This is a genomic window from Microcystis flos-aquae FACHB-1344, assembly GCF_014698375.1.
Classification (GTDB): domain Bacteria; phylum Cyanobacteriota; class Cyanobacteriia; order Cyanobacteriales; family Microcystaceae; genus Microcystis; species Microcystis aeruginosa.
In genome coordinates this window covers 16398-28214 of the sequence record NZ_JACJSW010000033.1, presented here as the reverse complement: position 1 = coordinate 28214, position 11817 = coordinate 16398, and the positions used below count along the sequence as shown (strand labels likewise).

General features: G+C 42.5%; 14 protein-coding genes and 1 pseudogene. 2 read left to right on the top strand and 13 right to left on the bottom strand.

The window, feature by feature from the left end; genetic code table 11:
- The 9 genes and pseudogenes from H6G48_RS27610 to radA all read right to left on the bottom strand — a co-directional run.
- Positions 1–108: pseudogene (locus H6G48_RS27610) on the bottom strand (Uma2 family endonuclease); the annotation flags it as partial.
- Between the two features lie 185 nt (positions 109–293).
- Entirely contained in the window at positions 294–1223 is a 930-nt protein-coding gene (locus H6G48_RS02185) for a lysylphosphatidylglycerol synthase transmembrane domain-containing protein (RefSeq protein ID WP_072923696.1), read from the bottom strand.
- Positions 1216–1674 carry a DUF29 domain-containing protein gene (locus H6G48_RS02180; protein WP_190718621.1) on the bottom strand — a complete coding sequence of 153 codons (459 nt, stop codon included), beginning with the start codon at positions 1672–1674 and terminating at the stop codon, positions 1216–1218. The genes H6G48_RS02185 and H6G48_RS02180 overlap by 8 nt, the downstream gene beginning before the upstream one ends.
- Before the next feature lie 11 nt (positions 1675–1685).
- Positions 1686–2141, bottom strand: coding sequence for a DUF29 domain-containing protein (locus tag H6G48_RS02175; RefSeq protein WP_190718618.1), 456 nt, complete (start codon positions 2139–2141; stop codon positions 1686–1688).
- A gap of 11 nt (positions 2142–2152) precedes the next feature.
- Positions 2153–2608: a DUF29 domain-containing protein gene (locus H6G48_RS02170; protein ID WP_190718614.1), complete on the bottom strand. Its 456-nt coding sequence runs from the start codon at positions 2606–2608 to the stop codon at positions 2153–2155.
- Between the two features lie 11 nt (positions 2609–2619).
- Positions 2620–3075 carry a DUF29 domain-containing protein gene (locus H6G48_RS02165; RefSeq protein ID WP_190718611.1) on the bottom strand — a complete coding sequence of 152 codons (456 nt, stop codon included), beginning with the start codon at positions 3073–3075 and terminating at the stop codon, positions 2620–2622.
- Between the two features lie 12 nt (positions 3076–3087).
- Positions 3088–3543 carry a DUF29 domain-containing protein gene (locus H6G48_RS02160; protein ID WP_190718608.1) on the bottom strand — a complete coding sequence of 152 codons (456 nt, stop codon included), beginning with the start codon at positions 3541–3543 and terminating at the stop codon, positions 3088–3090.
- A 71-nt stretch (positions 3544–3614) separates the two neighbouring features.
- Positions 3615–3716, bottom strand: coding sequence for a cytochrome b6-f complex subunit PetL (petL, locus tag H6G48_RS02155; RefSeq protein ID WP_002791324.1), 102 nt, complete (start codon positions 3714–3716; stop codon positions 3615–3617).
- 45 nt (positions 3717–3761) lie between these two features.
- A complete protein-coding gene (radA, locus tag H6G48_RS02150) occupies positions 3762–5288 on the bottom strand; it encodes a DNA repair protein RadA (protein WP_190718605.1) in 1527 nt (508 codons plus the stop codon).
- 233 nt (positions 5289–5521) lie between these two features.
- Here radA and rpaB point away from each other — a divergent pair, with 233 nt between their 5' ends.
- The gene (gene rpaB, locus H6G48_RS02145) at positions 5522–6250 is read left to right on the top strand and encodes a response regulator transcription factor RpaB (protein ID WP_002781934.1); all 729 of its coding nucleotides are present in this window, start codon (positions 5522–5524) and stop codon (positions 6248–6250) included.
- 9 nt (positions 6251–6259) lie between these two features.
- Positions 6260–6901, top strand: coding sequence for a cofactor assembly of complex C subunit B (locus H6G48_RS02140; RefSeq protein WP_079208335.1), 642 nt, complete (start codon positions 6260–6262; stop codon positions 6899–6901).
- 416 nt (positions 6902–7317) lie between these two features.
- Here H6G48_RS02140 and H6G48_RS02135 read toward each other — a convergent pair whose 3' ends face one another.
- The 4 genes from H6G48_RS02135 to cphA form a co-directional block, all read right to left on the bottom strand.
- A complete protein-coding gene (locus tag H6G48_RS02135; protein WP_239698203.1) occupies positions 7318–7992 on the bottom strand; it encodes a dual OB domain-containing protein in 675 nt (224 codons plus the stop codon).
- Positions 7980–8426 carry a DUF488 domain-containing protein gene (locus tag H6G48_RS02130; RefSeq protein ID WP_002804177.1) on the bottom strand — a complete coding sequence of 149 codons (447 nt, stop codon included), beginning with the start codon at positions 8424–8426 and terminating at the stop codon, positions 7980–7982. The genes H6G48_RS02135 and H6G48_RS02130 overlap by 13 nt, the downstream gene beginning before the upstream one ends.
- Entirely contained in the window at positions 8362–9063 is a 702-nt protein-coding gene (locus H6G48_RS02125; protein ID WP_061433144.1) for a DUF488 domain-containing protein, read from the bottom strand. Before H6G48_RS02125 ends, H6G48_RS02130 begins: the two co-directional genes overlap by 65 nt.
- Before the next feature lie 117 nt (positions 9064–9180).
- Entirely contained in the window at positions 9181–11814 is a 2634-nt protein-coding gene (cphA, locus tag H6G48_RS02120) for a cyanophycin synthetase (RefSeq protein ID WP_190718602.1), read from the bottom strand.
- Positions 11815–11817: the final 3 nt, after the last annotated feature.

Below are 11817 nucleotides of genomic sequence, written 5' to 3'. Positions count from 1 at the left end.
ATCAAAAATTAAGTCTGTGGGGGGTGGGGGGGGTTCCCAGAAGTCCTCGAAATCTTCTTCTATCAGTGCCGGAGAGGTGGCAGTTTCGTCGCTTTTGGCAATCGTCATTTTTTTGGCCTCTCTAGGTGGGAGTATCCATGTTTTTGCTGATTATTGCTCCTATGTTACATCAAAATTTAGGGGTCAGGAGATAGATTTTAGGAGTTGAGACAATTATCTTCACTTAACAATGATCAAAACTTTTCTTCCGGGTGCATTACATTGGTCGCACACACCCGACTAATATCCTTAAGCTAACTAAAAAACTTGGCTTTATCTTTAACTAATTTTGTCCCGATTCCGGCGGCAATGACTTCGGAGAGAATGCTAATTAAACGATAGATAGCAACGGTGACAAGTACGTTAGCGGCGGGAAATTTTTCTGTGTCTAAAAGTGCGATCACTGTGGCTTCAAACACTCCTAATCCTCCCGGCGCTCCGGGGACAACTAAACCCAATAACCAAGCAAAACTAAAGGTTCCTAAGAGGGGTAAAATCTGAGCGGGGGTAATCATTTTTAATACCATCCAAGCTAAAATAAAACCCGCACCGCGCCACAATAAAAATCCAGTTTCACCCAGGAGAGGTACAAGAGGATATTTAGTTAGATAAACAGGTTCTTGAGCAATCTTTTTCTTTTGGCTGAGGATTTTCAGAGGATAATTTAAAAATTTGGGATGAATGCCGATTAAAATTAATCCTAAAACTAATATCTGTATCCCTAGACTTGAGCTAGATTTCATCCAACCTAAACCACTACCAATAACTGCTATGGCTAAGGCTGCACACACCAGCAATAAAAGTTCTAATAAAACGCTTAAACTAGCGGTTCCCCAATCACTTCCTGCTTTATTAATTGCCACGATGCGAGCATAAAAGTGACCGATATTACCGGGTAGATATTTTCCTAAATTGGTAATCATATAGATGCCAATTCCTGTAGAGGTTTTAATCGGTTGTTGATAGCTTTTGAGTATCCATGTCCACACCCATCCTGCCCAAATTTGAGCGATAACAGTGGTTACAAGTGCCAAGAAAAGAAATAACCAACCATGATTTTCAATTCTAACTGAGGTGACGTTATCCCAGTTATTTTTAAGGTTACTGAGAACAAAAAATAAGGTTCCCCCAATAATCAGCCAACGTAGAAACTTTTTCAGCATTTCGTTTTTTCCTTTATTCATTTTCTGGAGGGAACCAATCGAGATCAAGGCGATTTTCTAAACTGTAGGGACATTCCCCAGGAAAACTAACTTGATTATCGGTTTTTTCTCTAACATAATTTAAAGCTTTCTGGTAAATACGAGGTAATTCTTGAGTGAGATAATTGCGGGGATTAGTAGTTAAATAAGTGTCGATCTGGTTTTTGAAATTGACGATTTCTGAACGCCAATGACTACGATTATATTCTCTTTCACTTGTCCAAAATTGTAGCAGTAAATAATGTCTAATAATTTGCTCTGATAAACTAGCAACACGAAACTTTTTTTCGTTACCCAAATCTTCTAATTCCTCGATTAAGTTTTCTAAGTCTAAAGCGTCAAATCTCTTCGCTTTTAAGAGTTCGATAGTTTCTTCCAACCAGAGGGAATCATCAATTTCGTAGAGAATTTTTAAGTCGGGAATAACAGTCATTATCATCTCCTTTATTCGTAAGGTGGTAGCCAATTAGGATCGAGAAGTTCTTCTAAACTGTAGGGACAAGTATTAGGGAAAGTAACTTGATTTTTTGTCTTTTTTCTCACATAACGGATTGCCTTCTGATAAATCTTATCAAATTCTTGTTCTAAATATTTCCGTAAACTTGCCGTTAGGTAGGTATTTAATTGATCTTGAAAATTTACCAGTTCTGATTCCCAATGACTTTGATTATATTCTCTTTCCCTTGTCCAAAATTGCAGTAACAAAGCATGACGAATAATTTGCTGTAAAAAACTAGCAACACGAAACTTTTTTTCGTTACCCAAATCTTCTAACTCCTCGATTAAATTATCTAAATCTAAAGCGTCAAATCTCTTCGCTTTTAAGAGTTCGATAGTTTCTTCCAACCAGAGGGAATCATCAATTTCGTAGATAGTTTTTAAGTCGGGAATAACAGTCATTATCATCTCCTTTATTCGTATGGTGGTAGCCAATTAGGATCGAGAAGTTCTTCTAAACTGTAGGGACAAGTATTAGGGAAAGTAACTTTATTTTTTGTCTTTTTCCGCACCAAGAAAACTGCATCTTCATAAATATTAGTTAATTCATTTTGTAAATAATTACGGAGATTGGTGGTTAAGCGTCTTTTTAGCTGAATTTGAAAGTTGACTATTTCTAACTCCCAGTGATCCTGATTATATGCTCTTGCCTCTGTCCAAAACTGTAGGAGCAAACAATGTCTAATAATTTGCTGTAAAAAACTAGCAACACGAAACTTTTTTTCGTTTCCCAAGTCTTCTAATTCCTCGATTAAGTTTTCTAAATCTAAAGCGTCAAATCTTCTCGCTTTCAAGAGTTCGATAGTTTCTTCCAACCAGAGGGAATCATCAATCTCGTAGAGAGTTTTTAAGTCGGGAATAACAGTCATTATCATCTCCTTTATTCGTAAGGTGGTAGCCAATTGGGATCGAGAAGTTCTTCTAAACTGTAGGGACAAGTATCGGGAAAGTTGACTTTATTATCGGTTTTTTGACGAACATATCGCACGGACTCAAAGTAAATTTGCTCAAATTCCTGTTCTAGATATTTACGAAGATTTGTGGTTAAATAACGTTTTAGTTTATCTTTAAAACTAACTATCTCTGCTTGCCAATGAGCTTGATTATATTTTCTTTCACTTGTCCAAAATTGTAATAATAAACAATGTCTAATAATTTGCTGTAAAAAACTAGCAATACGAAACTTCTTCTCGTTTCCCAAGTCTTCTAACTCCTCGAGCAAGTTTTCTAAATCTAAAGCGTCAAATTTTTTCGCCTTGAGCAGTTCAATGGTTTCTTCTAACCAGAGAGAATCATCAATTTCGTAGAGAGTTTTTAAGTCGGGAATAACAGTCATTTTTTATCTCCTTTATTTGTAAGGTGGTAGCCAATTAGGAGCGAGCAGTTCTGCTAAACTGTAGGGACAAGTATCGGGAAAGTTGACTTTATTATCGGTTTTTTGACGAAGATAGCGAAGGGCTTTTTCATAAATAGTTGCCAAATTATGTTCTAGATAATTTCTTAAATTAGTCGTCAAATAAGTATTAAGTTCATCTTTAAAATTGATAATTTCTGAACGCCAATGAGCTTGATTATATTCTCTCTCGCTTATCCAAAATTGTAATAATAAACAATGTCTGATAATTTGCTGTAAAAAACCAGCAACACGAAACTTCTTCTCGTTTCCCAAGTCTTCTAACTCCTCGATCAAGTTTTCTAAGTCTAGCGCTTCAAAATTTTTAGCCTTGAGCAGTTCGATAGTTTCTTCTAACCAGAGAGAATCATCAATTTCGTAGAGAGTTTTTAAGTCTAGAATAACAGTCATTTTTTATTTCCCCTAGAATTGGCAATAGTGACCAGTTAAACCGATCACTAAAGCTTTTTCCTGTTTATATACTAGATAATTTTAGCGGCGCGCAGACCGAAAAAGAGACCGAGGGCAATTCCGGTAAAAACGATCAGATAACCCGCCAAAGCAGCAACAGCTAACACAGACATGGTGAAAATCTCCCAAGTAATTTAATCTTTTTTAGCATTGTACCGTTATTCTTGCCCTTCCCCTTCCTCGTCTTCTATATCTTCCCCAAAGCGCTGCTGGGGGGGGATTGCGGCGACAATTGCCTCGATTACCTTGCCGACTGGAACAATTTCTAAGCCCACATCTTCGGGATAAACTTGACCTCTAGGGACAATCGCCCGTTTAAAGCCCAATTTAGCCGCTTCTTTTAATCTTAGTTCCATTTGCGACACTAGGCGCACTTGTCCGCCTAATCCCACTTCCCCGATTAAGACTGTGCGCGGATCCACGACTCGATCGCGAAAACTAGCAACAACAGCGATCGCAACTCCCAGATCCGCCGCCGGTTCTTCCACTCCCAACCCTCCTGCGGAGGCAACATAGGCATCTAATTTCGATAAAGGAATGCCGACGCGCTTTTCTAAAACGGCGAGAATTTGCTGTAATCGGTTGTATTCTATGCCCGTGGTCGATCGGCGCGGGGAAGCGTAGCTGGTGGGGCTAACTAATGCCTGTAACTCCACCACAATCGGGCGTGTACCTTCACAGGCTACCACCGTCGCCGTACCCGGGGAAAATTCGTCGCGATTGCCTAAAAACAATTCTGAGGGGTTTTCCACTTCCACCAAACCGTGATCCACCATCTCGAAAATACCGATCTCATGGGTTGCCCCAAAACGGTTTTTCACGGATCTTAAGAGACGATGGGAGGCATAGCGATCGCCTTCAAAATATAACACCGTATCGACCAAATGTTCCAAAACTCGCGGACCAGCGATCGCCCCTTCTTTAGTAACATGACCGACAATCAATAAAGTAATATTCTCCCGTTTTGCCACCTGCATCAAGGCGGAGGTACATTCGCGAACTTGGGCGACGGATCCCGGTGCGGAAGTTAACGCCCCAAAATAAAGAGTTTGAATACTGTCAATTACCGCCACCTGTGGGCGTAGAGATTCTAATTCCCGCAAAATTTCCTCTAAATCGGTTTCTGGCAGAACATAGAGATGATTATCGAGTTCTGCGGTTGATTCAGAGGCTTTTTTATCCTTGCCATTGCCATTATTTTCCGACTCCACGGGGACCACTCCCACTCCTAAACGGGCAGCCCGCAGTTTAATCTGTTGTCCCGATTCTTCAGCGGAAACGTAGAGGATGCGCGGTAATCTTTGGGCGAGTTGGTTGGTAACTTGCAGTAAAAGCGTCGATTTGCCGATACCCGGATCGCCGCCGATTAGTACAAGAGAACCGGGGACAATGCCACCACCGAGAACGCGATCGAATTCGCCGTAACCGGAGGGAAAACGTTCCTGTTCATACTGGGTAATTTCCGAGAAGCGCACCGAGATGCGCGGTTGGGGGTTGCGTTGCCCTTTGCCGTTATTTGGGCGACTATTTTGCCATCCTGGGCGATTTACCGCCGGATTATTGCCACCAGCCACCACTTGTTCTTCTAGCGTCCCGTAGGTGTCACAACTGGGGCATTTTCCCAACCATTGGGGAGATTCCGCCCCACAAGCGCTACAGATATATATTGTTCGCGATTTCGCCATGTTTTTTAAGAAAAGTTGAAGAAAAGCGGTTTGGGGATCAATTCTCTTGTCAAATTTAATTAAGTATGATAGGGGGGAAGGAAGACCATAAAGTTATTGATAATTGCCATAAAAGAAATAAAATAGGAAATTTAGGCTTAATGATAACGGCAAAAGGATATTCTATAAACAGGAACGCTCGTTATTTAACTTTAAAATTCATCACACTATTTAACTAAGGAGTGTTAAGTCAGTTGGAGAACCAGAAGGAAAAAATTCTCGTTGTTGATGATGAAGCCAGCATCCGTCGTATCTTAGAGACTCGTTTGTCGATGATTGGTTATGAAGTCGTCACCGCCGCCGACGGCGAGGAAGCTTTAGAAACCTTCCGCACCGCCGAACCCGATTTAGTGGTTTTGGATGTGATGATGCCGAAATTAGACGGTTACGGTGTCTGTCAGGAACTCCGCAAAGAATCGGATATTCCTATCATTATGTTAACGGCTTTGGGGGATGTGGCCGATCGAATTACCGGGCTAGAATTGGGCGCGGATGACTATGTAGTTAAACCTTTTTCTCCCAAAGAACTCGAAGCGCGGATTCGTTCGGTGTTGCGTCGGGTAGAGAAAAATGGCGCCCCGGGGATTCCCAGTTCTGGTGTGATTCATATCGGTTCAATTAAAATCGATACCAATAAACGCCAAGTTTATAAGGGGGATGAACGCATCCGTCTGACCGGTATGGAATTTAGTTTACTAGAATTATTGGTCAGTCGCTCGGGAGAAGCTTTTTCGCGCTCGGAAATCCTTCAGGAAGTTTGGGGTTATACCCCCGAACGTCATGTGGATACGCGGGTGGTAGATGTGCATATTTCCCGTTTACGAGCCAAATTAGAGGATGATCCCAGCAATCCTGAGTTAATTCTCACCGCTAGAGGTACAGGCTATCTTTTTCAACGTATTCTAGAACCAGACGAGGAATAGTTCTCAGCTATGGCACAAGCTGATCCCAATCGTATTTTAAGACTGTTACCCCTGTTCGCCGGCATCGTCGGGGGTACGGTATTAATGTTTAATCGTTTTGCCACTGCCGATTTAACCCCATCGCAAGCGCGTTCCGATGTGATGGGAGTGATTTTGAGTGGGGTTTTAATTTTGGTGGGTTTAATCTGGCAAAGAGTTCAACCCCGCTTACCGGATGCTGTGGAATTAATCGGGCGCGAAGGCCTGGAATTTGCCCCAGATTTGCCAGAACCGGTTAAAATTGAGCTTGCTTGGGCTTCCCATTTACTTTTAACTAACACCGTGACAAAATCTCTGATCGTTTATTATCGGGGAGAAGTTTTATTACGTCGCGGTATCTTAAGCCAGAATTCTGAAGTTAAAGTTAGTAATATTATCAAAAGAGTTTTAGAAACCGGTAAAGCCGTTTATTTAGTTAATTTAAATTTATATCCCGCTAAAATCGAGTTTGACTATTTGCCAGAAAACACCCAAGGCTTAATCTGTCAACCCATCGGTAAGGAAGGGGTGTTAATTTTGGCGGCAAATGCGCCGCGCAGTTATACTAAACAAGATGAAATTTGGATCGAGGGAATTGCTGATAAATTAGCCGACACTTTCAGTCAGTTTTAGACGATTTCAGTTGAGTAGGGAAAAAAGATGCCAAGAATCCAGTTTAGCAATCTTCATATCTGGTTGTAGGGCGATTTTGTCCAAAATTGGCACAAAGCAAGAGAATTGCTTGAGTATCGGCGGCGAACATCTAAGAATCTCCCCATGAATTCATCTACTTTTGATCGCTTGATTACCCGCGGCGAAAATTTCGATGCAGTATTAGCGATCGCCAAAGTAACCACTTCTATTCAGATTCTACCAGTTTATTTTCCCTTGATCGCTCCAGCATTTATGCTAAATTTACTGGTAGAATACTGGGGATTTACCCCGCCCACTTCAGTCTGTTCAACTCCACTGTTCATAGCTCTGAAAATTTCACGAACAGAGATTTTTTCGAGCAAACAACCTATAAAAAAGTTGTCTAGCCGTAATTCCTATAATTCAATTACAGCTGCTATTAATTTCCAGCAGGGAGCTTCTCCTTCCCAATTTGCCGAAGAGACCCAAGGCAGACTAAGACTGACGGTAACAAAACAGTTTTGCTGAGGTTGATAGCCTGTATTTAATTTCTCGACAAATACGGGATCAGTTATCTTTGCTTCTGTCAAACTGTTACCATTCGCTGTTGTAATTGTGCCACGCCACTCAAAATTTCCTTTTGAATTTTCTTTTTGATATACTCTAAAACTCTGCACATGAATCAACTGGAGAGTATAACGTTGATTGAAATTAAGGTTTTTCAAATAAGAAGGATTAACATATTTAATTGAATTGTGCAGTATTTTTGTTGGGGTTCTACAATACTTTCCCAAATCATTGATATTGAATCTACCTACACATTTCCATTCACCGGGTAAAACGGAAAGATTTTCCGATTCAAACCCAAAATCATTGCCAGTATCAGCAAGGGGAATTTCGAGAATATCTAAAACTTTTGGTTCTTTATCAGAAATTAGTCTAACTGATCGTGGAACCCTGCCATCTTCTGGATAAAGAGAATCACACACAGGACGAACCCAATTTCCTGAACTAATATCAATTCCAGCGATACAGCGTTCATTTAATTTCCATGAATTAGCAAGACAGACAATTTTTTTCAGAGATGACATATATTGATATTCCCCCATTTCTCCTTTAAATATTCCGCCACTAAACGACGGTGACAATTATGAGGTTTTGCCTCACTACAGAGTAAACAAGCGTTATTAATTACATCTGGAGAAACTTTTGTTTCAATCCTCCGGCTACTAATAAGTTGTCTAAATTTTTGTTCGTATATTGTCCAATCAACTTTTTTCTTTTTATATTCATCAAGAATATCTTGAGTTGGAGCTAAGTCTAAAACATGAACATAGTCAATTCCACCGATGACTTTTAAAAAATATTCTAGGTCAGCTTTTTTACTAAATCCTGCTAACTGGGAAACATTATTTAAACGAGTATCTATAACTCTCTTAACACCAGCTTTTTGTAAGTCATCAAAGAACTTCTGTGCAGTCTTTTGAGTAAAGCCGATTGTAAAGAGATTGATTGTCCTGTTCATCTTGATTACCACTTGTTTCTATATAAGCAATTGCATCACCCTGAAGCTTATAAGCTTTCTCCAAACATTCTGCTTTTGTGAGAAGATTGCTATTTGGCTCGACAAATAAAGAAAGCTGAATTTCTTTTTGACTACTTGCTGAAAAATCGGTCAAACTATGTTTAAACAGCATTCTTTCTTCCAGATGGTCATGAGATTCCAAGTCACCATTTTTGAGAATATGATAAATATCTAAATCGCAATGACGTAGATGTTGACAAACCAGAATCGCTCTATGACATTCAATCGGGTCTTTCTCCGCACACATAAGGGCAATTCGATGTTTTTTCACTCCCTGTAAAATTCGTTCAATTCCATGATTAAAAGCAGATGTTTTCGCAATTTTTTCGTATAAAGCTTGACCATTGACATAACATTCTTGGCTGCTCGGTCTGGCTCCTAATTCCTTGCCCAAAAACACATAGTAAATGCCTTCACTTTTTAAAGCATTTGACAATATTGACTGATTAAAATGCTTGAGAAATCGGCTATAAGGATGAGAACGAACATCAGCAAGGGCAGTTATATTATGCTTCTTAAGTAGAAGCATAAATGAGGCAATTTCGTGATTAGAGTGACCGATGGTGAATAACTGCATCAATATTATTATTCCTTCGATGAAAGCCTACAATAATCATTGTAGATCAACGATTGCCTAGAGAGGGGAACAGGCCATCGGGCCAGAAGTGACTCTATAGGCAGAATATCCTAACTTCTAACCCTGATTATCGGTAACGGGTCGATGTTTCTCGATCAAATCGATCGCCTGGGTGACACTTTCGGGGAAAATTACCACTAAACCACCCTCAGAAACCGTGCTTAAAGCCTTCTCTAAAGCCTCCGTTTCATCGAGAATAACTTCCGGACGCAAACTGGCATTTTCTTGGCTAATTCCCCGGAGAATTAAATCGGCCACTTCCCCCCGGCGGCGACCGCGAGTATCGTTATCTTCCTTAACAATAATTCGATCGAACATAAGCGCCGATAATTTCCCTAATAAAATTAAATCATCATCGCGTCGATCGCCAGGTCCCCCGACCACGCCGACTTTTTCCCCGGACCAATTGCCGACAAAACCGCCGACGGCTTCGTATCCGGCGGGATTATGGGCATAATCGATTAAAGCGTGATGGTGTCCCAAGTCAAACAGGTTCATCCTGCCGGGGGTCTGGGCCACGGAAGGTTTAAAAGTCCGCACCCCTTGGCGAATTAACTCGATATCGATACCCTGCACAAAAGTGGCTAAACAGGCGGCCAGGGCGTTAGCAATCATAAAAGGAGCCATTCCCTGCATAGTCACGGGAATATTAACCGCTTCCTCAATTCTCAGCGTCCATTCTCCCTCTAGAATCGACAGATAGCCATTCTCATAAATGGCGGCCATGCCACCGCGACGGATATGGTCGTGAATAATCGGGTTATCGGGACTCATGGAAAAATAAGCGACTCTTCCCTTCACTTTTTCGGCCATACTAACGGTCAAGGGGTCATCGGCATTTAAAACCGCGTAACCCTCGGCGCTAACCACCTCGGCAATAACGCTTTTTACTTTCGCCATCTGTTCGATGGTGTCGATATCACCGATACCCAAATGGTCGGCGGCCACATTTAACACCACCCCCACATCGCACTGATTAAAGGCTAAACCCGATCGCAGGATACCACCCCGGGCCGTTTCCAACACGGCAATCTCCACCGTGGGATCCTTCAAAATCATACTGGCACTGTAAGGACCGGTGTTATCGCCCTTTTCTACCAGATAATCATCGATATATACGCCGTCCGTCGTGGTAAATCCGACTATTTTCCCCGTTTGTCGGCAAATATGAGAAATTAAGCGGCTAGTGGTGGTTTTGCCGTTAGTTCCCGTAATCGCCAGAATTGGCACGCGACTGGGAGTCCCGGGGGGGAATAACATATCGATAACTGGGGCGGCGATATTGCGGGGTAAACCGCGACTGGGGGCGACGTGCATCCGAAAACCGGGGGCGGCGTTGACTTCTACGATCACCCCGTCCACTTCTTTCAGGGGTTTGCGGATATCATCTGTCACCACATCGATACCGGCAATGTCCAAACCGATTAATTTTGCCACTCTTTGGGCGATCCAGACGTTTTCGGGGTGAATTTCGTCGGTACGATCCACGGCGATGCCGCCGGTGCTTAAATTAGCGGTGGCCCGCAGATAGGCGATCGCTCCTTGGGGTAAAATGCTGGTTAATTCATAGCCCTGTTTTCCTAGCACATTAAGGGCGGTTTTGTCAATGGTTATTTTAGTTAAAACGTTGGCATGACCGTCACCCCGGTTGGGATCCTGATTAGTAATTTCGATTAATTCTTCTACAGTTGAGCGCCCATCACCGACGACGTGAGCGGGGATCCGTTCGGCCACGGCGGCGACTTTGCCATTGATGACTAAAATTCGGTGATCACTGCCTTTATAGTACCTTTCTACGATCACGCTGCGGGTTTTCGAGGCGGCACTGGCTAGATCATAGGCTTCCTCTGCTTCCTGTTGATTTTTAACATCGATGCTGATGCCGCGGCCGTGGTTGCCATCGAGGGGTTTAATCACGATGGGAAACCCTCCCACTTCCTCGATTGCCGCTGGCAATTCATCCAAGTATTGAATCACCGTACCCCGGGGGACGGGAATGCCACCATCCTTGAGGATAGTTTTCGTGCCTTCCTTGTCACAGGCCAACTCAACGGCTAAAATCCCCGAAAAACTGCTTAAAGTGGCTTGAATGCGCTTTTGGTGAACGCCATAGCCCAATTGCACCATGGCACGAGCGCTCAGGAGTAACCAAGGAATATTTCTAGCTTGTGCTTCTTTAACGATGGTTTCGGTACTCGGACCAAGGGCAGCATTATTGCATAAATCGCGTAAATCGGCTAAATCCTGGGCCAATTCTTCCTGAGGATAGGTTCCCGTATCGACAATTGATTGACACAAACGCACGGCAGCCCGACCCGCATAACGTCCCGCTTGCTCGTCAACGTACTCAAACACCACGTTATAGACTCCGGGGGTGGCGGTGGCTCTAGTGCGACCAAACCCGACGGGAGTTCCCGCCAGTTCCTGCAATTCTAGGGCGATATGTTCGATAATGTGGCCCATATAAGTACCAGTGCGGACTCGTTCAAAGAAACCGCCGCGATAACCGGGGGAGCAGTAATGTTCGACTAAACTGGGCAGAACGTCGATTAATCCCTCGTAAAAGCCGGGGATTTCATTCGATGGCTTCTCTGCGAGATCTTCGAGATCCAGACGCATAACAATGAGCTTGTCGCGACGAATACTCCAGTAGTTGGGACCGCGCAGGGTTTGGGTTCTGAGAATTTTCATGAT